Source organism: Nocardia sp. NPDC059195, from assembly GCF_042754695.1.
In the GTDB taxonomy this organism is placed as follows: domain Bacteria; phylum Actinomycetota; class Actinomycetes; order Mycobacteriales; family Mycobacteriaceae; genus Nocardia.
Genome location: NZ_JBHZBG010000003.1, coordinates 60,296 through 84,498, shown reverse-complemented (window position 1 = coordinate 84,498; position 24,203 = coordinate 60,296). Strand labels below are relative to the sequence as shown.

Genomic DNA, 24,203 nt, shown 5'->3' with positions numbered 1-24,203 from the left:
GATCAGGCGTTGGTCGGTGCGGTGCGCCAGCGGGAGAGCCGGCGTTCCAGGGCGACGAGGGCGAAATTGAAACCGAGACCGATCAGCGAGATCGCCACGATCCCCGCGTACATCTGCGGAATCTGGAAGTTCTGCTGCGCGGCAGTGATGAGATAGCCCAAACCGGCTCGCGCGCCGATCATCTCGGCGGCGATGAGCACCAGGATCGAGCCCGCCGCGGCCATCCGGATGCCGGTGAAGATGGACGGGACCGCCGCGGGCAGGATCACCTTCTGGAACAACCGCAGTGGTGAGAAGCCCAGTGACACCGCTGATTTCACGAGCAGTGGGTCCACGGTGCGGACACCGGTGATGGTGTTGAGCAGGATCGGGAAGAAGGTGGCGTAGCCGATCAGCGCGATCTTCGAGGTCTCACCTATACCGAGGATGAGGACGAACACCGGCAGCAGGGCCAGCGCGGCGGTATTGCGGAACAGCTCGAGCACCGGATTCAGAAAGTCCGAGATCGGCTTGTACCAGGCGATGGCGATGCCGACCGGGACGGCGATCACCAGGGCGAACGAGAAGCCGGTGACCGACCGGGTGAGGCTGGCCGAGGTGTGTTCGGCCAGCTGGCCGTTGCCCGCCAGCTCGACGAAGGCCTGTACCACCGTGGAGAACGGTGGGAGGAACACCTCGTCGACCAGGCCGAACCGTGGCGCCAACTCCCACGCGCCGAGCAGCAGCGCGAAGGCGAGCAGTGGTTTGGCGATGCGGAGCACGGTGCTGCTCGCCGAGCCTGCCGCCCGGGTGAGCGTGGAGCGAACAGCGGGCACCGCGGTGGGTGTCCGCGGGGGTGCGTCGGCGGCGGCCTCGACGGGGCGGACGAGCAGGGGGACGGCGCTAGACATGGGCGGGACTCCTGTCGGTGGACGCGACCGCCGCGGCGGACGTGCTGTCGTCGGCGGCGAGTTCGAGGCGCTGGGCCCGGCTCACCTCGCTTTGCAGTTCCGTCCAGATCCGGTGGCGGTACTCGCGGAACTGTTCACTGGAGCGGACGTCGATATCGCCGCCGCGGTCGATGTCGATATCGATCACGGCCTTGACCCGGCCGGGACGCGAGGTGAGCACCGCGACCCGCTGGCCCAGATACACCGCTTCGTCGATGCCGTGGGTGATGAACAGGATGGTCTTGCCGGTCGTGCGCCAGATCCGCAGCAGTTCGTCTTGCAGCGATTCCCTGGTCTGCGCGTCGAGCGCCGCGAACGGTTCGTCCATCAGCAGCACCTCGGGATCGAAGGCCAGGCTGCGGGCGATCGCCACGCGCTGCTTCATCCCGCCGGACAGTTCGTGCGGGTACCGGTCGCCGAAGCCCGCGAGGCCGACCAGTTCCAGGTAGTGCTCGGCGATCGCCTTGCGTTCCTTGCGGGCGATGCCCTTGGCCTCGAGCCCGAACTGGATATTGGTGCGGGCGGTGCGCCACGGCAGCAGTGCGTACTGCTGGAACACCACGCCGCGGTCGAGGCCGGGACCGGTGATCGGGGCGCCATCCAGGAGGATCTGCCCGGAGCTGGGCTTGCTCAGGCCGCCGAGCAGATCGAGCAGGGTGGACTTGCCCGAGCCGCTCGGCCCGACGAGGACGAGGAATTCGCCCGCGCCGACCTCGATCGAGATGTCGTCGATCGCGGTGAACTTCTCGGCGGCGCCGCGCACGGCGAACTGCTTGCCCACCGATCGCAAGGCGAGTTTCGCTGGGGTGCCGGTCATTTCGCGGCCACCACCTCTCCGGTCGGGCCGCTCGCGGGCTGATAGGTGCCGTTGGCGTAGGGATTGAACTCGTTGGTGAACAGTTCCCCGGCGGCGACCTTGCCCTTGGGCACTTCACCGTTGCGTTCGAGCCAGTCGATCCAGATCTGGATTTCCTTGTCCGCGATCACGGCACCGGCCACCGGGATGCCGAGGCTGCGCCAGTAGTCGAGCAGCTTCAGGTTCTCGTTGCGGCCGCGCTTGTTGATGATCTCGGTGAACTTCGCCACGACCTCATCGCGTGGTGTGAGCTGCAGCCATCGGGTCGCCCGCGCGGTGCCCTGCACGAAATCCTTGACGGCCTCGGAATTCTGGGCGATGTAGTCCTTGCGGAAAACATAAGTGCCGTAATCGAATTCCCCGAAAATGTCCTTGTCGGTGAACAGCGGGTGCAGGCCACCGCGCGGCACCGCGGTCTCGCGGTACACGCCACCGAGCGCACCGACGTCGATCTGCCCGCTGCGCAGCGCTTCCTCGGTATTGACCGGTGGCACCACGATCAGCTGGACCTGCTTGATCTCGGCCTCGCTCAAACCTTGCTGGTGCAGCCATTCACGAGTGACGAATTCATGATGTGCGCCAAGGGTATTGACGCCGACCTTCTTACCGATCAGGTCACGTGCGCCGGTGATACCCGCCTCGTCGCGGACGAAATAGCCGGTGAACGATTTCGCGTCGGAGCCATAGGAACTCAGCACCGATCGCACGGGCGCACCGCCTGCGGCGAGCTTGACCACCGCGCCGTTGAACGCGCTGCCGAATTCGATCTGCTTGGTGGCCGCCGCCTGGATATTGGCGGGGCCGCTGGTGGTATCGCCTTCCCACTGGAGGCTGATCTTGCTGAAGTAGCCGAGGTGATCGGCGAGTTCGTAGGGGGTGACCTGTCCGGTCTGTCCCTGATAGCGCAGCACGGTCTTGCCGTCGGCGGTCGTCGCCGCATCGGAACCGCCGCACGCGGTGACGACCGCGAGGACGGCGGGTGCGACGAGCGCGGCGGCGAGCGCACGCAGCGGGCGTCGCCGGAGATTATGGGAGAACATGTTTCGCGAATTCTTTCGACGGCGCGCGGGACCGCGCGGCGGGCTGTGTGCGCACGCCGCGACGATCCGCACGCAGGGGCGGATCAGCGGGTATCAGAAAGAGGAGTTCGGCGACGGAAGGAATGTCGCCGCTACATCAGCTGCGACAGGATCCGGGGGACAGGCGCATCAAGTCCACCGTTCGACGGCGGACGAGCGCGGGGGATTCGATCATGTCGGGACTTTCGGTGCCGGGTGCGACATCTTTTCGACGTCGCATCGGATTACATAGTGCGCTTGGTGATATCGGCTCGGCAATACTGTTTCCACATCGTGAAAATCATGCTGCGCCGAATCCGTCACCAGCGGCCGCGGTGTGGAAATACGGGCCGATGCGCACCGCTATCCGGTGCATGGCGGGAATGACCGCGCGCACGAGATCGTGATCGAGGCGCACCGCGCGTGCCTGCACACCGAGCGCGCCCCACACCTGCTTGTCCGGTCCGAGCACGGGGACCGCGATCGCGCGGATCGGCTCCTCGCTGTCGATCTCCTCGACGGCGAACCCGCGCCGGCGGACCGTGTCGAACAGCGCGCCGTAGGCGGCGGTGGTGTGGGCGAGCAGTGCGTGACCGACGGCACTGGCCCGCAACGGCCGGCGCTCCTGCGGAATCTGGTTGTGGCAGAAGTGGATCGGTGGCCGCGCCTGGAAGAGCGTGAGTGCCTCGTCCGCGTCGGGAACGCTGAGACTGACGGTGATCTTGATGCCCGCCGCCAGCGCGTACAGGTGGGGCGCCGCGGCATCCAACCCGAGCCGCGACAGCGTGGGTCGCGCCAGGCAGGCCAGACCGTGCCCGATCCGGTAGCGATCCGTCGCCGGATCCTGTTCGAGCAACCGGCCACGCACCAGTGCCTGCGCCAGCCGGAACGTGGTACTCACCGGAAACCCCGCCCGCTGCGCGAGCTCGCTGAGCGACAGTTCCGGATCCCCACCCTGGAAGCAGTTCAACACGAAGACGGCTCGGTCGACGGCCTGCGCGCCGGAACGTGGTGGTTCGGTGGCGGTCATGGTGGCCTCCTGCTCGACGACGTGCCGAGAACTATCGCGACCAGAGCCCGCGGGCACAATGATTGCGCGCAGGGGTGAGCGAAAAGGGGCCCGATTCGGGTCAGTCGAGTTCGGTCGGCCCGACGGGACCGGAGACCCGGATTACACCGGCGTCGAGGTCGACGTCGAGGCGGGGTTCGTGGGATTGGCCGTCGCTGTCGCCGCTGCCCTCGTTCTGCAGCTTCTTGCCCGGAAACAGCTCGCCCATGATGCCCACGGCTCCACGATAGTCGCGGTAGCCGTCAATGCGCTGGTACCGGGGTTACCCGGCTAGCTCGAGCATGGCGACGATGCGGTCGAGAAGGGCTTCGAGGCGGGCTTCGATACCGGCGCCGTTGCGTGCCGACACGGTCAGGTCGGTGTGACCGTCGAATTCGGTCAGCCCGAACAGCAGGGGCATGGCGACGCTGTGCTGCGGGAGGACGAACAGCCCGGTCGGACGGAAGCCGGGGACCGCGAGGTCCTCGGCGGTGAAGCGACCCATGTGGGACACGGTGGCGGAGGCCAGGTTTCGGCCGAGGCGGGCACCGAGCCAGTTCGTGGTGCGCAGCACGCCGCGGTTGACCGGGTCGGGCACCAGCGTGATGCGGGTGCTGGCCAGTTGATTCAGCTCGCGCCGTTCGCGCAGTCCCGTCTTGATCTGGTCCTTGATCGCGGTCCAGTCGCGTCCGGGTTCGATATCGAGGAACAGTGGGAGCGCGAGGTTGGCGGTGGAGCGCAGCGTGGGGTCGTGGCGACGCAGGTCGACGGGCATCATGATGCGCGAGGTGCCCGGGGTTTCGGCGGCCAGCAAGGCACAGACCCGGGCCAGCGCGCCGGGACCGGCGGCCTCGATGCGGCGGTGGCGGAGTAGATGCGGTGCGAGGTCGCGGTGCTGTCGACCTCGGCCGACGGCGCTGCGGTAGCGCGGAATCATCGGGGTCGGCCTGCCGGGAGCGCCCACCTTCGCCACGAGTTCCTGGTCGGCGACCGGATCGGGCTGGGGAACGGGATCCTCGCCACGTAGTGCGCGCAGCACGTTCGTCACCCATGCCACCATGCCGATGCCGTCCATCACGCCGTGGAAGACACGGAAGATCAGCGTCGTCGGCGCGCCGGTGAGCAGGAGCACCTCGACGGTGGCATCGGGTGTCGGCCCGATCCCACTGGTGAGGACGGGATCGGCCTCGAGGGCGGGGTAGCTCAGTCGATGGCCGTCCACCACGCGCACGGCCGGGGCGATCCCGCTGTCGATCCACTCGGCGCCGTGCCGTCGCAGCCGCGCGCCGGGAGTCGCGTCCGCGGCCATGATTACCGCCTGGCGCAATGCCTCCGGGGCGATGTTGCCCGAACCGGGAACCACCAGTTGCATGAGAAAGGGCGGTGCCAGCTCCCGCATGGGGAAGTACATCCGCTCGGTTGTCGACACAGGGCGACGAAATGCCTTGCTGCCGTTCATCTTGAAGCTCCTAGGGGTGTCGGTCGCGAAGGAGGTGGCGCAGCCCTCGACGCAGGTTCGCGGTCCACCGGTATTCCTCGATGGCGAGCGCGACGGTGATCGCGAGTGCGCGAACTACCGGAGGTTCTCGGCGAGGACCTCGATGCCGCCCTGGTCGTCGAGCCACGACAGGAATCCGTTCAACCCGGCATCGCGGTCGATCACCGGCGCGTAGCCGAGATCGCGGCGGGCCGCGCTGGTGTCATAGGTGGCGGTGCGCGTCATCAAAGCGACGGCGTAGCGCGACAATGGCGGTGACCAGCGATTCGCCACAGCCGGTATGCGCCACACGGTTTCGATCGTCGCGACCACGGCGGCGAGTGCACGGGGATTCGGCCGGCGGGTGGGTGCCTGCAGTCCCAGCCGGGTGGCAACCGCACCGAGGAATCCCCAGACATCGGTCTTTTCGGCATCGGCGATGAAGTAGGCCTTGCCGCCCACCGCGTCCGAGGTCACCGCCAGCAGACAGGCGTGAACGATGTTGTCCACGTGACACAGTGAGGCCTCGACGGTGCGGCCGTAGGACAGGTCGGGCAGCGAGCCCGCGGCGGTCCGGTCGAGCAGCCGCACGATCGGCCCCGATCGGTCACCCGCGCCCCAGATCGCCCTCGGCCGCAGCGCCACCGTCGTGAATTCCGGTGTGTCAGCGGCGAGTACGGCACGTTCGGCGGCGGCCTTGGTTTCGGAGTAGTGATTGAGGTAGCGGCTCGGATACGGCAGCGACTCGTCCACGTCGACCTGATCGCCGCCGTCACGTTCCATCAGGGCGCTCGGACTCGAGATGAAGACGAAGCGGCCCGCGCCGGCTCGTCGTGCCGCGTCGAGGAGCAGTTCGGTGGCGCGGACGTTCTCGGTCCAGAAACGGTCCCTGGTGCCGCGTTCGTCGACCCGCGCGGCGCTGTGGATCACCACGTCGATGCCGCTGGCGGCTCTGCTCAGCGAGGCCGCGTCGGCGAGATCGCCGTAGACGAGCGTGACGAGCTCCGCGGCGGGGCCGAGATCGTCGAGAACGCTGGTGCGCCGCACCAGGATCGAGACGTCGTGGGTGCCCTCGGCGATCAGCGCGCGCACGATGGCGCCGCCGAGGAATCCGGACGCACCGGTGACCAGGATCTTCATCGTCGCGAGTCCAGTTTCTTCGTGGCCCAGCGGGCGAGTTGTTCGCGGCCGATCTTGGCGTTGTGCCGGATATCGACGGGGAAGCGCGGATGCACGAGGAACTCCGCGATCGGGGCGATGGTGTCGAATTCAGCTGCACGCGTGCGCAATCGGGTGAGTGCGGCCACGCCATCGGCGCCGGTCTCGAGCTCCACGCACAGAACCGGTCGCTGGGTGCCGGGGGCGCCGACGCCGACCAGTGCCGTGCGCGAGACTCCGGTCACCGCGTTGAAGACCTGTTCGACCTGCACGGTGAACATCGGGCCCTGCGCGGTGGTGATCCGTTGACTCTTGCGCCCGCAGAACCAGATTCGACCCTGCTCGTCGAGCCATCCCAGATCGCCGGTGCGATGCCAGATCTGCTCACCGTCGGTGATCTTGCCCGCGGTATTGGCGTGCGCGGGCCAGTAGTAGCGCGTACTCACATTCGGGCCCGCGACCACGATCTCGCCGACCTCCCCTGCGCCGAGTGGTTCGGTGTCGTCCCAGGTCGCGACCGGGTCATCGGTGATGGCCAGCAGTCGAACCCGCACTCGATCGGTGGGTCGTCCGATACAGGTGCCCTCGCCGCTCTTGGCTCGTTCGACCAGGCCGGCGAGCAACTCCCGCGATTCGATGGTCGACATGGGCAAGGCCTCGGTCGAGCCGTATCCGGCGTAGATCTCCACGTCGGGTCGTAAGACTTCGCGCAATCCGGCGATACACCAGAGCGGAACGGGAGCACCGCCGGAGAAGATGCTGGCCAGCGACTTCACCTCGACCGGATGCGCGCGCAACCGTGCCAGCAGTGGAATGAGGACCGCGGGCGAGGCGAACATGGTGCGCACGCCGAACCGCTGGATCGCATCGACCACGTGTGCCGGATCAGTGGAGCCGACTTTGCTCGGAATCAGCGGTGGCAACACACAGCGCGACCCGAGGAGCAGGTCGAGGACGCCGACCAGTGGCAGTGTCACGAGGGAGGTGTCGGGTGGGGTGTGCCCGCGGGCTGTGTGCACCTGTTCCACCATGGCGGCGAGATTGCCGTGGGTCAGTTCGACGGCTTTGGCGGGACCGGTACTGCCCGTGGTGAAGCCGATGATCAGCAACTCGTCCGGATCGGCGGGCACTCGCTCGGGCAGCGCCTCGGTGGGGGTGCGGCGCCACGAATCCAGCGTCGGTCCACCCCAGAACCAGCGGCGCCCCACGGTGAGCGTGGTGCGGACCCGCCGGAAGCTGCGCGGAAACAGCACCCGCAGGGCGTGCGCCTGCGGGATGCCGATGAACGCCTCCGCTTCGACGGCGCGCAGGCAGTGCACCATCCGGCGCACGCCCATGCCCGGATCGATCACCACCGGCACGGCGCCGATCTTCAACAGCGCGAACAGGATCGCGTACAGCTGTGCGCTGGGCAGCACGAGCACGATGGTGCGGGTGCCGCTACCTACCCCGGAGCCGGTGAGATGTTCGGCGATGGCGTCGGACCAGCGATCGAGATCGCGGTAGGAGATGCTGCGGTAGCCGGGTAGCCCGTCGGCAGTATTGCCGTCGGGATGGATGACCGCCTCGCGGTCGGGCTCCTCGCGCGCGAGTTCCCGGAATCGGTCGATGGTCTGCCAGTAGGTCGCCGTCGTCACGCGGTGGTCTCCGCGGGTAGTCGGTACAGCGTCGCGGCGGCGGACGGGCCCGCCCCCGCCGCGACGAACAGCACGTGGGTGTAGCCGGCGAGAGTGCCCTCAGCGTTCGCGCGGGCATAGGCCAGCGGCAGCGCGGCAGTGTGGGGGTCGCCGTCGGACAGGTCGGGCACCCGCACCGCGTCCTGGTCGATGCCGAGCGCGTCGGCGAGCCGCTTGGGGAAGTGCGGGCTCGGGGTGGAGGCGATCAACGCGACGGAGGCGCCGTCGAGGTCGGCGAGCGCGGACTGCGCGACTTCGGTGGCGACCGTGAGGATTCGGTCCTCGAAGTCGGCGTCGCGTTCGATCGTCATCAGTGTGCGGCCGACGGTGCCCATGGTGGCGGTGTCGACGTAGGCCTGCGCCGCGGGGGTGCCGGGCGCGGTCGCGGTGTGCACCGGGCCGAAGCCTTCGGGGCCGTCTACCTGCTCGAGCAGCAGCGCGGAACCTGCGGTGGCGTAAGGGAATTCGGCGTCAGCGCTGGAGCGGGTCAACGAGGGATGGGTGTCGCCCGCGACGATCAGGACGTGCTCGGTACTGCCGGTAGCCAACACCGAGCTGGCCACCTGGACGGCATTGACGACGCCGACCGCGCCGTTCATCAGGTCGAACGAGAATGTCCGCGAATCGGTCCTGGTGTAGTCGAGCCCGATGCCCGCTGCCTTCTGGATCAGTGCCGACACCGCCGGTTCGACGGTGTTCGAGTCACGGAAGACCCCGGTGTTGATCAGCACGCCGACCTGGTCGGGGCGGACGCCGGCCTGTTCTAGGCACTGCCGGGCGGCGCGCCCGCTGTGCTCGACGACGCTGTTGGTATCGGTTGACCTGCTGGTTCCGGTGGATCGGATACGGATGCCCATGGCGAACCTCAGAACTTCGGGTAGGAGATGGCGGCGGATCGGAGACGGATGCCCATAGCGAAAACCTCAGACCTTCAGGGAGGAGATGGTGGTGGACAGAAAGCCCGCTACTACGCCGGACGCGGCCGGAACCATGAGCAGTTTCGATCCCGCCGCGATGTTGTCGTCGGCGAGCTGATCGTGCAGCACGATGAAATGTGAAGTGGTCGAAGTGTTTCCGTACTTCTCGATCACATTCAGGTCCGGGGGCATCGCGGCACCGAACTCACGGGCACCCACTGCGTTCATATACGGCACAGCGGCCGCGCCGAACTGATGATGGATGATGTAGTCGAACTGCTCACCGGCGAAGTCGCGGCCCTGCTGTTCGAGGAAGTCTCGCTGGGCATCGGGCCAGAGCAGGAACCGTGCTTCGTTGTGCATCTTGCGGTTGTCGGTGTAGAGCGCGACGCCCGAGGACTTGTCGCTCGGCATGCCGAGGCACAGGTGCGAATGCTCTGCGGCGGTGAGCAATTCGATGTAGTGGATCTTGTCGGCGTCGTCGACTGCGCGGTCGAGCACGACCGCGCACCCGGAGTCGCCCACCGACAGCGAGGCGAACTGCAGGTCGTACTTCTCCGTGATCTCGTTCACCGCGGTTTCGGCGATGGGGGTGATCGCCTCACCGCTGACCACCATGCCGTTGCGCACCACACCGGAGCGGATCATCCGGTCGAGAATGTAGGCGCCGGTGAGCATTCCGGCGCACGCGTTGGAGACGTCGAAGGTGATGGCCTGCTCGGCGCCGAGCTCCTTGGCGATCGTCGACGCGAACGAGGGCTCCATGAACATGCGGGTGCCGTCGTTGCTGCGGGTGATCGAACAGGAGATGATCACCTCCAGCTCGCCCGGCGCGTAGCGCGATCGCGCGAGGCAGTCCTGCGCGGCGTTGAGGGCAAGGGTGAACGAATCCTCGAGCGATTCCGGTCGGGTATCGCGCACACGACGTTCTTTGATGCCGGTGATGGCCTCCAGATCGAATGCCGGTGGCGTTTTCAGCCGAGAGATCAATTCGGTGGTGGACAAGATGTTCGACGGAAGATATGCCCCGATGGATTCGAAACGCGAATGCGACACGTGAGCTCCCGGATGCGGTCGAAGAATGGTGGCCCGGACGATTTCTCATCGCCGGTGAAATCGAACCCTACCGGCCTCGTGCACACACGCTGTGCGCAGTGATCTAGCGCACTCGAGTCGATTTCATTTGTGTGACAAAGGGTTACGGTAACGGTGGCAATCCGGGTAGATCACGCATACTGCCAGGAAAAGCGGCCTTCGTGAGCGCGCTGGAAAGGTCAGGCTATCGGTCGCACGGCCGTCGACGCGGCGGTGCTGTGCTGCGTGATGATGCTCGCGTAGTGAGTGACCTCACGATCATTTACGCCGTCGAATGAATTGGCGGACGAGCGGGTTTGTTTTCGGAGCAGAAGTGCTCGCGCGAAATCTGTCGACGGGGCTAACTGTCCAGGCCGATGATGCGGGCCAGCCGCCGGTGCGAATCCATCCGCGCCGCACGATCGAATGTGCTGGTGTGGACGAGGATTTCGTCGGCGTCGGTGCGGCTCACCAGGTTCTCCAATGCTTCTGCCACCTGGTCCTCGGTGCCGTGGATCTGGTTGCCGAGCGCCTGTTCGAAGAGGTGGCGCTGCCGGTCGGTCATCGTCGCCGGGTCGATCTCCGAGGGTGGGATCAGCGCGGGAAACTCGCCGTGTGTGCGGGAGTAGGCACTCGCCCACGCCTCGGGGAGGAGGAGTCGATGTGCCTGCTGGGTCGAGTCCGCGATCACCACCGTCGCGGCGACGACGACATAAGGTCGTTGGGCTTGCCCTGAGGGCTGGAACAGGGCGCGGTACCGCTCGATCGCCGCCACCATGGCCTTGCTGCCCGCGATCGGGGCGATCACCAGGGGTAGCCCGAATCGTGCGGCGCGCTCGGCGCCGGAACCGGTGGCGAGCAGAAACGCGGGGACGTCGGCGCCTTCCGCGGAGCCGGCGTGCACGCCGGCTCTGCCTGTCTCGAAGTAGTCGAGGACCTCGTCGAGGCGCGCGTCGACATCGTCGGCATCGTCGAGACCGTGGCCGAGCGCGCGGCGGACGCCGTCGGTGAATCCGACCGAACGGCCGAGGCCCATGTCGACGCGTCCGGGGAACAGCGAGGCGAGCACGCCGAACTGCTCGGCGACGACGAGTGGCTGATGATTGGGCAGCATCACCCCACCGGTGCCGACGCGGATTCGTGAGGTGGCCGCCGCTACCGCCGCCGCGAGCACGGTCGGCGCGGTTCCGGCGACACCGGGAACGCTGTGATGCTCGGCGACCCAGAACCGGTGGTAGCCCCACTGTTCGGCGAGCACCGCGAAGGCTACGGTCTCGCGCAGGGCGTCGGCGTGGTCCTGCCCGCGCCGTACGCGCGAGCGGTCCAGGATCGAGAAGCGAACCGATTCGAGTGCCATATCAGTAGTCAACGCCGGGGACGCGATCCGATTCCGCGGCCGGGAGTGATCTTCGCAAGGTTGGCTCGATACCAACCCTGGACCAACCTTTCGCAACCATAGTGTGCTCCGAGCATGATCACCGTCGAGAAAACTGCGAGGAGCGCACTATGGTTCGACATCCCCACGGCCGCAAGGAAGGGCATCGTCACCGTGCGGTCGAAGCCAGCGATGATGCCCTGCGCGTGCTGCGGCTGCTGCTCGAGATGCACGGCCCCGTGGTGCTGTATCTGGCGCCCGATACCGATGGGCACACGCCGATCTGTGTGCGGCGCGGCGAGTTCCGTCCCGGCGCGGGTGACCTCCTCGCCGGGCAGACGGCATGGCACACCGAACTGTGGATGGCGGATCGGTTCCACGTCGGCTTCGACGACATCGATGTCAGGATCGAGGTGCGCAACCGTCCGCAGCGAGGTTCGGCCTCACTGGAGGCGTCGTGCGGATTCCGGTTCGCCCTGCGCATCGAAAAGGTCGAGGACGCAGCCGAATTCGTCGAGGAAGCCTCCTAGTCGCTTACCAGAACCGCGGCGTCAGCCCCCAGTCGGCGAACTCGGCGGCCAGTAGCTCGCGCAGCGCGGCCCGGGTCGGGAAACGGTCGGGGTCACCGCCGGTGACCACGAGTGTCACGGTGTCGTCGTCGCAGGAGAAGGCGAGATTGACGCCGACCTCTACCTGACGGAACAACTCGACCGGGCCGGGATTGACCACCGGGCGCATGATGACGTCGCGCGCGCGGTGCGAGCCGAGGACCGCGATGTTCTGTGCTGTGCGACCCATGTTGGTGCACAAGCATTCCGGCGCCTTGGCGGTCCGGGCGAACTTGTGCAGCACCACCTTCGGCAACAGCATCTGCACCGGTTGCAGGTGCTGGATCGGTGGGATGGTCTCGGGATTGCCGTAGGCCAGGCCCGCCGCTTTGAGCGCGGCGCGGACCGCGGGCAGATCGGCGCGTTCACCCGCGCGGTAGCCGACGCTGATCGGCAGCCCGGTGGTGGCGTTGGCGCGCGGATCGTCGGCCTCGCGCATCGAATGCGGTATGTCGACGCGCACCTCGGCACCGTCGGTGACGCGGCCACTACGACCGAGCAGCCCGACAGCGACGCCGATCAGCAGGCCGTTGGTGGTTCCACCGTGCGCGGCGGCGACGGCATCCCACTCGGCGAGATCGAGCTGGACGATGGACTCGGCGGCCTGCCAGGTGTCGGCATGCGGCAACCGCGGCGCGGCCGGGCGTGGATTGCGAGCCGGTTCGCTGACCCCGCGGGACCGGCGTGCCGCACGCACGCCACGGGCGACGGCGCCGAGCTGGCCGCGGGCATCGGCGAGGTCGGCGGCGAAGCGTCCCGTGCCGGCCACCGGGCCGACGAGCCTGCCCGCGCTGGCGAGGCGGTCGGGTGTCTCACCGCGGTTGAGCCGGTCGAGGGAATCGACGATCGCGTGCATCATGGCGCCGCCGTCGCACGCCACGTGCGAGGCGACCAGGGTGACCACGGTGCCACCGGACTCGGCAGGCGCGCCCGCGAGTTGCCACACCAGTCCGCGCTCGGGGTCGAATTCGACGGCGGCCTGCTCGAGGAACCAGTCGAGAATCCGGTCCTCGGGAATCGGCGTGTCCGACCAGCGCAGCGGCAGCGATTCGGTGGCGGGCTCCCAGTGCGCGCGGGCGATCGGGAAACGGGTGGTGCGGACCCGCCGCGCGATGAACCCGGTCGCCAGATGCGCGTGCCAGTCCGCGAGCAGTTCTCGGCTCAGCACCGTGTCGAAGCGGTAGGCCAGCTGGTTGACCAGGGCGTTCGGGTAGAGAGTGTGCAGTTTGAAGAACAGGTCGTCGTCGGCGGTGATCCGGTTGAGCTCGGTGGTTACCGCGACTGCGGGGGAGATGACAGTCATCTGAGGACTCCTAGCGGGAACGGAGAGTGCGCACCGTCAGCGGCGCGAAGACGGCGACAACGACGACCGAAGCGACCAGTGACCACCAGGCATCGGCGCCGACGGTGCCGTCCGCGGCGAGGGTGCGCACCGCGGAGACCAGGTAGGACACCGGGTTCAGGTCGGAGACGTGCTGCATCCAGGTCGGCATGGATTCCTCGGGTACCAGGGCATTGGAGGCGAAGCCGAGGAAGGTGAGCACCAGCATGGACATGCCCTGCACGGCGGCGGGGCGGGCGATGGTGGCACCGATGAACGCGAACAGCCAACTGATCGCGGTGGTCGCGAACACGACCAACACCGCACCGGCCAGGAATCCGGCGGTGTGCTCGGGCCGGTAGCCCATACAGAACCCGACGATCACGACGGTGGTCGCCGCGATCAGGTAGCGCACCGCCCCGGCCAGCAATGCTCCGGCTACCGGGGCGGATCGGGCGATCGGCATGGCGACGAAACGGTCGAAGACCCCCGAGTGGATGTCCTCGGACAGCTGCACGCCGGTGGCGACCGAGGACGTGAGCACGATCTGGACGAGCACGCCGGGGATCATGATCGGCAGGTACGCCGTCATGCTGCCCGCGATGGCGGTGCCGAAGATACTGCCGAACAGCACCGGGCCGACGATCGGCAGCAGAAGGGCGTCGTAGAGCAGTTGCGGGCTGTGCCGGAAGGTGAGCAGGCCGCGCCACGCCATCATCAGCGAATGACGCAGCGCCGCAAGCGGGCTGACCCGGGTCACGCGTGGCTTGCGCACCACTTGCTTCGGCTTCTCGGTGGTGAGAGTCATGGTGGTACTCGAACTTTCGCGAAGGGTCGTCATGCCGCGTCCACGGTGCGCGCGTGTCCGGTCAGCGACAGGAACACCTCGTTGAGATCGGGCCGGTCCACCGCGAAACCGCGCAGGGTGATGCCCTCGTCGCGGCAGGCGGCGACGATGTCGGCGCCGCGCGCGACGTCGTGCAACGTGACCGTCAACGTCCCCGTCGACGAACCTTCCGGCACTTCGCCGGTGATCTCCTGGATCAGCGCCTCGGCTCGGCGCAGGTCGGCGGTGTCGGGGATGTCCAGGCGCAGCACCTGCTCGCCGATGGAGGACTTGAGTTCGGCGGGTGTGCCGTCGGCGACGAGCGTGCCACGGTCGATGACCGCGATCCGGTCGGCGAGTGCGTCGGCTTCCTCGAGGTACTGGGTGGTGAGCAGTACGGTGGCACCGCGGGCGACCAGTCCGCGCACGATGCCCCACATGCGGTCGCGGGTATGCGGATCGAGGCCGGTGGTCGGCTCGTCGAGGAAGATCAGCGGGGGCACCGTGATCAGCGTCGCGGCCAGATCGAGGCGACGTCGCATGCCGCCGGAGAACGCGCTGACGCTGCGGCGCGCGACGGCTGAGAGCTCGAACTCCTCTAGGAGTTCGTCGGCCCGGCCGGCGGCAGCACGCCGCGACAGACCGAGCAGCCGGCCGAACAGGCGCAAATTCTCACCGGCGGTGAGGGTTTCGTCGACGGAGGCGTACTGACCGGTGAGGCCGATCATCGAGCGCACCGCGGTCGCCTCGCGCACGATGTCGTAACCGAACACCTCGGCGCTGCCCCGATCCGGTCGCATCAGCGTCGCGAGCATGCGGACGGTGGTGGTCTTGCCCGCACCGTTGGGGCCGAGCATCGCGAACACCGATCCGGCCGCGATACTGAGGTCGACGCTGCCGACGGCGGTGAAATCGCCGTAGGACTTACCGAGTCCGCTGGTGCGGACGGCGATTTCGGTGCTCACTGCGGCCTCCCGGCATGGATGGAAACAGGAGTCGGGAACGACAGGGGGACAAGGGATTCCACCTCGTCGGCGGCACGTGCCACCCCGGTTTCCGCGAACCGGCCCGCATAGTCGGCTGCCCGCGACACCACGTTCGGGTCGGCGACTCGGTCGAGCAGGGTGGTGAGCTCGGTCTCGGTGAGATCGGCGGCGCGCACGGTGCCTGCCAGGCCGAGCCGTGCCAGCGCCCTGCCCCAGTACGGCTGGTCGGCCTGGATCGCGCAGATCACCTGTGGGACACCGGCTCTCAGTGCGGCGGCGGTGGTGCCCGCGCCGCCGTGGTGTACCGCGGCCAGACAACGCGGGAAGACCGACGCATGGTCGACTTGCTCGACGACAGCCATCTCGGGGGACAGGACGGGTTCGATGCCCGCCCACCCCGCGGCCAGCAGCAGCCTGCGCCCGCGGCGTGCGCAGACCGTACGCAACATCGCCACCAGCGCGGCCGGATCGTCGACCGCCATCGAACCGAAGCCGACATAGATCGGTGCCGAACCGGCGCCGAGCCACGCGGCCAGCGCGGGATCGGGTGGAGCGCTGAGGAATCCGTCGGCATCGACGGCGAATCCGGTCACCGGGTGTCGATCCGGTAGCTCGGCGGCCAGTCCGGGAAACAGGTCGACGTCGTAGGCCTGGATCGAAACCCGGTCGGGCAGCCGATGTTCGACGATCCCGAACTCCGAGAGCGGCTGTTCCAGCGCGGCATCACGTGCCCAGCGCAGGCCCGACCAGATCCGCCGGTTGAGTGCCCCGGGAATCCGGCCGCCCCACGCGGTGGGCACGACCGGCACCGACCGGTTCGGATGGATCGGAAAGAAGTGCACTGCTGCTAGGGGCAATCCGACGCGCCGCGCGGCCTTCTCGGCCGCTTCCTCGCCTGCCATCCCCGTCACGAGCACATCGTGACCAGGTGCGAGAACCAGCAGGTCACGCACCGCCTCGACGACCCCGCGCCGCTGCAGATCCAGCACCGCACGCACCCGCTGACGCGGATTCGGACTACGGAAACGGTGATCGTCGTGCTGGGTGCGCAGCAGCTCGGCGCTGTCGCGGCCGAAACCGACGGCGGCGATGCCGTGCGCGGTGGCGAAGTCGACGAGATTGGGGGACAGCGCGAGCGTCACCGAGTGCCCGCGAGCCAGCAGCTCGCGGGCCAGGAGAATGCCGGGCTGGGCGTCGCCCCGGCTCCCGGTGAAGGCCAGCAGTGCACGCATTCTCAGCCCGCGCTCAGTGCTGCCGCGGTGTCGGTGACCGGTGTGGTCTCGCCGGGGACCAGGGTCACCGCGTACATGGCCCTGGCGAACTCGGTGAGGAAGCGTTCCATCACCTCACCGGGCAGGCCTGCGGGGTGCCGGGTGGAGACGTAGAGGCCGTCGGGGCCGCGCACCACCCAGAAGTACACCTCTTCGGTGGAGTACGACACCGCGCGCAAGGTACGTCCACGCAGGTCGGCGACCAATTCGTAGTCGGGCAGCATGCGGATGTCGAGGAAGGAGGCACCGTAGGTCGGGCCCTCCACCGCGCCGACCATCGCCAGGGACCGGCCCCAGGATGCGTCGTTGCACAGGTGAGCACGCTTGAGCGAGGCGCGGGTCTCGTGCAGCGCGACGGTCATGTCCGCGCCGGGGGGCAGGGTGACGTCGACCGGGACGACATTGACGAACCAGCCCATCGACTCGAGCCAGGTGAGGTCGGGCCGGGTCGCGATCGGCATGACCGTGCGGAACCGGTCATCGCCGAAGGTCTCCCGGGAGGCCATCGCCAGCGCGGCGAACACGGTCACCGAAAGCCGGTGCTTGAGCCGATCGAGCGCCGCCTCGATTTCCTCGAGCTGTTCGATGCCGATGAGCGTGCGCGAGACGCTGGGCTGGGCGTGCTCACCGTCGAGGACGGCGACCTGGTCGGCACCGAAGCGGGGCATGGGCGAGCCCGGTGCGCCGAGGAATTCGCGCCAGACCGCGACGGCGGGGGAGTCGAGGTCGAGTTCCTCGGCGGCCGCGCGCTCGATCACGGCGTAGTCGGCCGGGCTGCCGAAGGTGGCCGAGTCGCGGATCTCCCCGCCGGTGGTGACCGCGGTGTAGAGGGTGCGGAGCTCGAGGATGAGCACGGCTTGGGAGTAGGCATCGAGCACCGAGTGGTCGGCGCCGACCAGGACGGTGAAATCGTCGGTGTCGTGGGCTACCGTGGCCACCAGCAGGTGCGGCCACGTCAACCCCGACAGACGCAATTCCAGTGCGTCGCAGAGGTATTCGTTGATGTCGTCGCCGTCGGAGAGATCGGTGACCGCGGCGCCGGTGATACCGACGGTACCGGGGGCGGTGGTCACGCGGTGGTAGCCGCCGTCACCGGTGGGGGCGACGGTGGTGCGGAAACCCTCGTGGCGGTCGTGCCACAGCCGCAGGGTGGTGGCCCAGGCGTCGGCGTCGAGGGGGGCATCCATCTCGAAGATGGTGCCGATCCAGCGGCCGCGGCCCGGCCGGGCGTCCTCGGGATCGAGGAAGCCGAGGTACTGCTCGTGGACGCTCGCGAGGGGACGTTCGTCGTCGCGCCAGGCGCCGGCGGAGGTGAGTTCGGGGGTCCAGATCACCAGGTCGCCGCAGCGGATCCGGAATTCGGAGAGATGGGTGTATTCCATGGCGGGTCACCTCATGGGAGTGCAAGCCGAGAACGGCGCGAAGGGGATTCGGTGATCGCGGGCGCGTCACCGGGTGTTGCTCTGGATCCCGCACCGGATGTAGCTGGCGAACCCTGGGCTATCCCGAGTCTATAACTCTGAGAGTTTTCTGAAATATTACTTCTTCACAACTGGGAGGTGTGAAGAAGCTCACTTTCAAATTTGTTCCGGATCACAACCTAAACCAGGTGCCCCTGGAGTAATGGGGTTTTAGTTCAGATCAGCGAGCTGAACTCGGTCAGGACCGTGCCGTGCCGGACGACGCCCGACAGACCAGGCAGTTCGGTCCGCGGTGACCACGTGCGGAACCCGTCGTAGCTGTCGCTGAAGTAGTAGCGGCCCTCGGTATAGGCGTCGAGGTAGATGCGATGCCCGCCGTCGGGGAGGCGGACGACCGACTGGCCCTCCCGTGGGCCACCCCAGCCTGCCCAGTCGCCTGTCGCGATGACGCGGTACGGCCCGACGGGCCGGTCGGCGACGGCGAGTTCGATCAGCTTGGTGTCCTCGTTCTTCACGAAGGCGAACAGTCGGCCGTCCAGGCGGACGAGTGTGGTGTCGATATGGCCGAGCGAGCCGGGCCGGGCGGGACCGAGTCCGAGCATGGGCACCGGCGGCGCCCAGGTGGTGAGCCCGGCATCGAGCGGGATGAGGAGATGCGGGGTGAAACCGTGCCCCCAGGTCAGCGACACGATGATGGCGACCCGCCCCGCCGCGTCGGCGTACCACTCCGGCGCCCACGCGCCTTCGAGCCCGCCCGCCACCAGCATCGGCACATTGCCGAGGAACGTCCAGGTGATCCGATCGCGGCTGCGGGCCAGGCCGATCGCGGTGGCGTCACCGGCGATCGTGTAGGTGAGGTAGTAGTGACCGTCGGTGTGCAGCAGCACGCTCGGATCGCGGACCAGGCCGACCGGCGGCGAGTAGGCGTGCTCGCTGACCGGGGTGAAGTCGGTGCCGTCGGTGGATTCATAGACCGCGAGGGTGGAATCGCTGTCGGTGCGGAAGGCGGTCATCGTGTAGCGGACCGGGGTGCGGTTCGGGTCGACGCCGACTCCCGGACCGAGCGAGGGCTGCGCGCGGGCCGTGCCCGCCGCCAGCGGGAGTCCGGCCAGGAGTGTGAGTGCTGATCGGCGGCTCACCGTGATCGCCATGAGCTGGGATTATCCGGGCGTATCCGCACTGCTCGGAGTAGGCGCGCCGTCGGTCAGGGGGTGGCGGGCTCCGGCTCGGGAACCGCCGCGTCGACCGGGAGCCGAAGGTCGACGATCAGCCCGATCAGCCCGATCGACAGGCAGATGGCCGACACGGTGATCGCGATCGGGTGGCTGTCGCCTGCCAGTGAACCGGCCAACACCACTGTCGAGATCGTGCCGGGGGCCGAACCGGCCAGTGTCGCAACGAGATACGGGGCAACCCGGACCGACGACAGCCCGCAGCAGTAGTTGACGATCGAGAAGGGGGCAAAGGCGATCAACCGCAGCGCGGCCACCGCGAGCCAACCGCGCCGGGCCAGCCGATCATCGATCGCCCGCACCGCCGGGTGGGTCAGGTGTTCGGCGACCCGGTCGCGGCCCAGTGCGCGGACCCCGAGCAGAGCCACGGTCGCGCTCACCGCCGTGGCGGCCATGGCGATGATCGAACCGAGGATCGGACCGAACAGCACGCCGCTGGTCACGGTGAGCACGGTGCGCGGAACGGGTGCGACGGCGACCACCGCATAGAAGAGGAAGAACAACAACGGCAACAGCGGCCCCGCGCCACCGGCCCAGTCGCGGATCTGCTGCGGGCCCGGCAACGGAACCATCATCGCCAGCACGAACAGTGCGGCGAGCCCGGCCAGTGCGATGAGCAGGCGCGGGGAACGGATCAGTCGGGACACTCGGGTAAGCGTACCGGCCGGTAGGGGATGGCCCGAGTGAGCGGACGTGGTGTCACAGATAGCATCAGGAGGGAACCGGATACATCCTGGTTCGCTGTGTGCCCGTTTGTGGGATTTCACGGACCGGCAGCACACCGGGGTGCGGTCGTCGAACGGAAGAGAGAACAGCAGCTATGCCGATTGGTTCAGAGTCCGGGGCGGGGCTCGCACCGGATCCGGTGCCCGAGTACGCCGCGTGGCGCAAGGGCGTGGCCGGTGTGCTGGCGAAAGCGCGACGGGTCGAGGCTTCCGAGCTCCCCGCCGAACCGGAACATCTGCTCGACGAGACCACCTATGACGGGCTGACGATCGCCCCGCTCTACACCCGTCGCGACGAGCTGCCCGAGCAGCCGCTGCCCGGCGCCTTCCCGTATGTGCGCGGTGGCGACGCCGAGCGTGATCCGCAACGCGGCTGGTTCGTCGGTGCGTTCGCGGGTGCGGACGACGCCGAGGCCACCAACCAGGTGATCCTGACCGGTCTGGAGAACGGTGTCAGCGCGATCGCGCTCGGAGCGGGCACCTACGGTGTCGCCGTCGACGACATCCCTGTCGCCCTGCGTGGCGTGCTGTTCGAGCTGGCCCCGCTGACCCTGGTGGCCGGTGCGGCCACCAGCGCTGCCGCCGAGCGGGTGTTCGAGCTGCTCGACGGGTACTCGATCGCTGATCGCGCCCAGATCCGGGTCGGCCTCGGCGCCGCCCCGCTGACCAGCGCCTTCACCGGCGCCGAAGACCTCGACCAGGCCGAGGCCGTCGCGCTGGCCGTGCGCGCGATCGCCCGGCCCGAGACGGTCCGCGCGATCACGGTGGACGGCATCGCCTTCCATAACGCCGGTGCCGCCGACGCGCAGGAAGTGGGCGCCGCCGTCGCGGCTGGTCTGGCCTACCTGCGCCTGCTCACCGGCGCCGGGGTCGACATCGCCGACGCGTTCGGTCAGCTCGAGTTCCGCTTCGCGGCCACCGACGACCAGTTCGCGACCATCGTGAAGTTCCGCGCCGCCCGGCGTCTGTGGGCGCGAGTCGCCCAGGTCTCCGGTGCTCCCGCCTTCGGCGCCGCGCCGCAGCATGCTGTCACCTCGGCCGCCATGATGACCCAGCGTGACCCCTGGGTGAACCTGTTGCGCACCACGCTCGCCGCGTTCGGCGCCGGCGTCGGCGGCGCCGATTCGGTGACCGTGCTGCCCTTCGACGCGGCCCTGCCCGCGGGCGAACTCGGCGTGTCGACGACGTTCTCCCAGCGCCTGGCTCGCAATACCCAGCTGCTGCTGCTCGAGGAATCCCGCCTCGGGCACGTGCAGGACCCGGCCGCCGGTTCCTGGTATGTCGACACATTGACCGACGAACTCGCGGCCAAGGCATGGGAATTCATGCAGGAGCTCGAGTCGGCGGGCGGCTACCTCGCCGCTCTCGACGCCGGTGTGCTCGCGGCCCGGATCGCCGAGACGGCCGCCACCCGCGCCGCCGACGTGGCCCATCGCCGGACCGCTGTCACCGGCGTCAACGAGTTCCCCAACCTCGCCGAGACCCCGCTGTCGGAGCAGGCCCGTGAACCCGGCCCGAACGCGCGCTACGGTGCAGCCTTCGAGGCGCTGCGCAACCGTTCCGATGCCTACCTGGCCGCCAACGGCGCGCGCCCGAAGGCGCTGATCGTCCCGCTCGGCCCGGTCGCCGAACACAACGCGCGCACCATCTTCACCGCGAACGTGCTGGCGTCGGGTGGCATCGAGTCGGTCAACCCCGGTCCGCTCGCGGTCGACGAAATCGGCGCCGCCGCCACAGAGTCCGGTGCGCGCATCGCGGTCCTGTGCGGTTCGGACAAGCGCTACGGCGAACAGGCGGGGGCCGCGACCGACGCCCTGCGCGCCGCCGGAATCGAGACCGTGCTGCTGGCCGGACCGGAGAAGTCGGTGGCGGACTACAGCGGTACGCAGCGTCCCGACGGGTACCTGGCCCTGCGCATCGACGCGGTCGCGGTCCTGTCGCAGCTGCTGGAGAAGGTGGGAGCCTGATGACCACATCCAATGTCGAGCACCTCATCGGCAGCTTCGCCGAGGTGCCGCTGACCGACCGCGCGCCCGCGCCGGCCGCCGTCGACGCCGAGCAGGTGCGCGCCTTCGTGGCCGATGCCGCGACGGCGAACCACACCACTGCCGAGCAGCTGGTCTGGTCGACCCCGGAGGGCATCGACGTTCCGCCGGTGTTCACCAAGGCCGATCGCGATGCTGTTGTCGCGCAGGGCTATCCACTCGACACCGTGCCCGGCGTCGCACCGTTCCTCCGCGGCCCGTACCCGACCATGTACGTGAACCAGCCGTGGACGATCCGCCAGTACGCGGGCTTCTCCACCGCCGCGGACTCCAACGCCTTCTACCGCCGCAATCTGCAAGCGGGCCAGAAGGGGCTTTCGGTCGCCTTCGACCTCGCCACCCACCGTGGCTACGACTCCGACCACCCCCGCGTCCAAGGCGACGTCGGCATGGCCGGTGTCGCGATCGACTCGATCCTGGACATGCGCCAGCTCTTCGACCAGATCCCCCTCGACCAGGTGTCGGTGTCGATGACCATGAACGGTGCGGTGCTGCCGATCCTGGCGCTCTACGTCGTCGCCGCCGAAGAGCAGGGCGTGACGCCCGAGCAGCTGGCCGGAACCATTCAGAACGACATTCTGAAAGAGTTCATGGTCCGCAACACCTACATCTACCCGCCCAAGCCCTCGATGCGGATCATCTCCGACATCTTCGCCTTCGCCAGCGCGAAGATGCCGAAGTTCAACTCGATCTCCATCTCGGGGTACCACATCCAAGAGGCCGGTGCGACAGCCGATCTGGAGCTGGCCTACACCCTCGCCGACGGTGTGGAGTACATCCGCGCCGGTATCGCCGCGGGCATGGACGTCGACAAGTTCGCGCCGCGCCTGTCGTTCTTCTGGGCCATCGGCATGAACTTCTTCATGGAGGTCGCCAAGCTGCGCGCGGGGCGTCTGCTGTGGAGCGAGCTGGTGTCGAAATTCGAACCCAAGAGCGCGAAATCGCTGTCGCTGCGGACACATTCGCAGACCTCGGGGTGGTCGCTGACCGCGCAGGACGCCTACAACAATGTGGCGCGCACCTGCATCGAGGCGATGGCCGCGACCCAGGGGCACACCCAGTCGCTGCACACCAACGCGCTCGACGAAGCCCTGGCCCTGCCGACGGACTTCTCCGCCCGCATCGCCCGCAACACCCAGCTGCTCATCCAGCAGGAATCCAACACCACCCGCCCGATCGACCCGTGGGGCGGCTCGTACTACGTCGAGTGGCTCACCCACCAGCTCGCCGAGCGGGCCCGCGCCCACATCGCCGAGGTCGAGGCGCACGGCGGGATGGCACAGGCGATTTCGGAAGGCATTCCGAAGCTGCGCATCGAAGAGGCCGCCGCGCGGACCCAGGCCCGCATCGACACCGGGCAGCAGCCGGTGATCGGTGTCAACAAATACCAGGTCGAAGAGGACCACGCGGTCGAGGTCCTCAAGGTCGAGAACTCGCGGGTGCGTGCCGAGCAGATCGAGAAGCTGGAACGGCTTCGCGCCGAACGTGATTCGGTCGCCGTCGAGCAAGCGCTTGCCGCATTGACCCGTGCGGCAGCGTCTTCCGAAGGTGGTATGGCGAACAACCTGCTCGCGCTCGCCATCGACGCGGCGCGCGCCAAGGCGACCGTCGGCGAGATCTCCGATGCGCTGGAGAAGGTATACGGCCGTCATCAGGCCGAAATCCGTACCCTGTCCGGTGTGTACCGTGACGAAGCAGGCAAGGCCACCAACATCGGCGCCGCCATCGCGCTGGTGGAGGAATTCGGCGAGGCCGAGGGTCGGCGTCCCCGCATCCTGGTCGCCAAGATGGGCCAGGACGGACACGACCGCGGCCAGAAGGTGATCGCGACGGCGTTCGCCGACCTCGGCATGGACGTCGACGTGGGCCCGCTGTTCCAGACGCCCGAAGAGGTGGCGCGCCAGGCGGCCGACAACGACGTGCACATCGTCGGTGTGTCCTCACTGGCGGCCGGTCACCTCACGCTGGTGCCCGCGCTGCGGCAGGCACTGGCCGAGGTGGGTCGCCCCGACATCATGGTCATCGTCGGCGGCGTGATCCCGCCCGGTGACTTCGACGAGCTCTACGAGGCCGGTGCGGCGGCGATCTTCCCGCCCGGCACCGTGATCGCCGACGCGGCCATCGACTTGCTGAAGAAGCTGGGTGCGGCGCTCGGGCACGAGATCGGCGGCGGCGCACAGGCATGAGCGGTCAGCGCCCG

21 protein-coding genes are annotated in these 24,203 nt (G+C 68.2%); 3 read left to right on the top strand and 18 right to left on the bottom strand.

Annotation, left to right across the window (positions count from 1 at the left end; translation table 11 throughout):
• Positions 1–2: 2 nt before the first annotated feature.
• The 11 genes from ACFXKN_RS05200 to ACFXKN_RS05150 form a co-directional block, all read right to left on the bottom strand.
• Positions 3–890 (bottom strand): ABC transporter permease, encoded by an 888-nt coding sequence (locus ACFXKN_RS05200; RefSeq protein ID WP_378949977.1) that lies wholly within the window; start codon positions 888–890, stop codon positions 3–5.
• Entirely contained in the window at positions 883–1,746 is an 864-nt protein-coding gene (locus ACFXKN_RS05195; protein WP_379432479.1) for an ABC transporter ATP-binding protein, read from the bottom strand. Before ACFXKN_RS05195 ends, ACFXKN_RS05200 begins: the two co-directional genes overlap by 8 nt.
• Positions 1,743–2,825 carry an ABC transporter substrate-binding protein gene (locus tag ACFXKN_RS05190; protein WP_379432478.1) on the bottom strand — a complete coding sequence of 361 codons (1,083 nt, stop codon included), beginning with the start codon at positions 2,823–2,825 and terminating at the stop codon, positions 1,743–1,745. Before ACFXKN_RS05190 ends, ACFXKN_RS05195 begins: the two co-directional genes overlap by 4 nt.
• A gap of 319 nt (positions 2,826–3,144) precedes the next feature.
• Positions 3,145–3,873 carry an IclR family transcriptional regulator gene (locus tag ACFXKN_RS05185; protein WP_379432477.1) on the bottom strand — a complete coding sequence of 243 codons (729 nt, stop codon included), beginning with the start codon at positions 3,871–3,873 and terminating at the stop codon, positions 3,145–3,147.
• A gap of 100 nt (positions 3,874–3,973) precedes the next feature.
• Positions 3,974–4,129, bottom strand: a complete 156-nt coding sequence (locus ACFXKN_RS05180) for a hypothetical protein (protein WP_378950968.1) — start codon at positions 4,127–4,129, stop codon at positions 3,974–3,976.
• A gap of 45 nt (positions 4,130–4,174) precedes the next feature.
• Positions 4,175–5,350 carry a peptide synthetase gene (locus ACFXKN_RS05175; protein ID WP_379432476.1) on the bottom strand — a complete coding sequence of 392 codons (1,176 nt, stop codon included), beginning with the start codon at positions 5,348–5,350 and terminating at the stop codon, positions 4,175–4,177.
• Between the two features lie 114 nt (positions 5,351–5,464).
• Positions 5,465–6,508: an NAD-dependent epimerase/dehydratase family protein gene (locus tag ACFXKN_RS05170; RefSeq protein ID WP_378949965.1), complete on the bottom strand. Its 1,044-nt coding sequence runs from the start codon at positions 6,506–6,508 to the stop codon at positions 5,465–5,467.
• The gene (locus ACFXKN_RS05165) at positions 6,505–8,163 is read right to left on the bottom strand and encodes a fatty acid CoA ligase family protein (protein ID WP_379432475.1); all 1,659 of its coding nucleotides are present in this window, start codon (positions 8,161–8,163) and stop codon (positions 6,505–6,507) included. The genes ACFXKN_RS05170 and ACFXKN_RS05165 overlap by 4 nt, the downstream gene beginning before the upstream one ends.
• Positions 8,160–9,059 carry a hypothetical protein gene (locus ACFXKN_RS05160; protein ID WP_379432474.1) on the bottom strand — a complete coding sequence of 300 codons (900 nt, stop codon included), beginning with the start codon at positions 9,057–9,059 and terminating at the stop codon, positions 8,160–8,162. The genes ACFXKN_RS05165 and ACFXKN_RS05160 overlap by 4 nt, the downstream gene beginning before the upstream one ends.
• Before the next feature lie 66 nt (positions 9,060–9,125).
• Complete coding sequence (locus ACFXKN_RS05155) at positions 9,126–10,175, bottom strand: 3-oxoacyl-ACP synthase III family protein (protein WP_378949959.1); 1,050 nt, start codon at positions 10,173–10,175, stop codon at positions 9,126–9,128.
• Between the two features lie 379 nt (positions 10,176–10,554).
• Complete coding sequence (locus tag ACFXKN_RS05150; protein WP_379432473.1) at positions 10,555–11,550, bottom strand: MsnO8 family LLM class oxidoreductase; 996 nt, start codon at positions 11,548–11,550, stop codon at positions 10,555–10,557.
• Between the two features lie 149 nt (positions 11,551–11,699).
• Between ACFXKN_RS05150 and ACFXKN_RS05145 the strand changes: the two genes are divergently transcribed.
• Positions 11,700–12,098: a DUF779 domain-containing protein gene (locus tag ACFXKN_RS05145; RefSeq protein WP_378949955.1), complete on the top strand. Its 399-nt coding sequence runs from the start codon at positions 11,700–11,702 to the stop codon at positions 12,096–12,098.
• A 4-nt stretch (positions 12,099–12,102) separates the two neighbouring features.
• On the opposite strand, the gene ACFXKN_RS05140 is transcribed toward ACFXKN_RS05145, so the two are convergent.
• The 7 genes from ACFXKN_RS05140 to ACFXKN_RS05110 all read right to left on the bottom strand — a co-directional run bounded on the left by ACFXKN_RS05140 (position 12,103) and on the right by ACFXKN_RS05110 (position 19,880).
• Entirely contained in the window at positions 12,103–13,479 is a 1,377-nt protein-coding gene (locus tag ACFXKN_RS05140; protein ID WP_379432472.1) for a hypothetical protein, read from the bottom strand.
• Between the two features lie 10 nt (positions 13,480–13,489).
• Positions 13,490–14,305 carry an ABC transporter permease gene (locus ACFXKN_RS05135; RefSeq protein ID WP_379432471.1) on the bottom strand — a complete coding sequence of 272 codons (816 nt, stop codon included), beginning with the start codon at positions 14,303–14,305 and terminating at the stop codon, positions 13,490–13,492.
• 29 nt (positions 14,306–14,334) lie between these two features.
• A complete protein-coding gene (locus ACFXKN_RS05130) occupies positions 14,335–15,288 on the bottom strand; it encodes an ATP-binding cassette domain-containing protein (protein WP_378949948.1) in 954 nt (317 codons plus the stop codon).
• A complete protein-coding gene (locus ACFXKN_RS05125) occupies positions 15,285–16,541 on the bottom strand; it encodes a glycosyltransferase (protein ID WP_379432470.1) in 1,257 nt (418 codons plus the stop codon). The genes ACFXKN_RS05130 and ACFXKN_RS05125 overlap by 4 nt, the downstream gene beginning before the upstream one ends.
• Positions 16,542–16,543: 2 nt before the next feature.
• Positions 16,544–17,962, bottom strand: a complete 1,419-nt coding sequence (locus ACFXKN_RS05120) for a condensation domain-containing protein (protein ID WP_379432469.1) — start codon at positions 17,960–17,962, stop codon at positions 16,544–16,546.
• A 254-nt stretch (positions 17,963–18,216) separates the two neighbouring features.
• Positions 18,217–19,152: a hypothetical protein gene (locus ACFXKN_RS05115; RefSeq protein ID WP_379432468.1), complete on the bottom strand. Its 936-nt coding sequence runs from the start codon at positions 19,150–19,152 to the stop codon at positions 18,217–18,219.
• Between the two features lie 53 nt (positions 19,153–19,205).
• Positions 19,206–19,880 carry a TVP38/TMEM64 family protein gene (locus ACFXKN_RS05110; RefSeq protein WP_379432467.1) on the bottom strand — a complete coding sequence of 225 codons (675 nt, stop codon included), beginning with the start codon at positions 19,878–19,880 and terminating at the stop codon, positions 19,206–19,208.
• Positions 19,881–20,053: 173 nt separating this feature from the next.
• On the opposite strand from ACFXKN_RS05110, the gene ACFXKN_RS05105 reads away from it, so the two are divergent.
• Positions 20,054–21,925, top strand: a complete 1,872-nt coding sequence (locus ACFXKN_RS05105) for a methylmalonyl-CoA mutase family protein (RefSeq protein WP_379432466.1) — start codon at positions 20,054–20,056, stop codon at positions 21,923–21,925.
• The gene (gene scpA, locus ACFXKN_RS05100; RefSeq protein ID WP_378949936.1) at positions 21,925–24,189 is read left to right on the top strand and encodes a methylmalonyl-CoA mutase; all 2,265 of its coding nucleotides are present in this window, start codon (positions 21,925–21,927) and stop codon (positions 24,187–24,189) included. Before ACFXKN_RS05105 ends, scpA begins: the two co-directional genes overlap by 1 nt.
• The last annotated feature ends 14 nt before the right edge of the window (positions 24,190–24,203 follow it).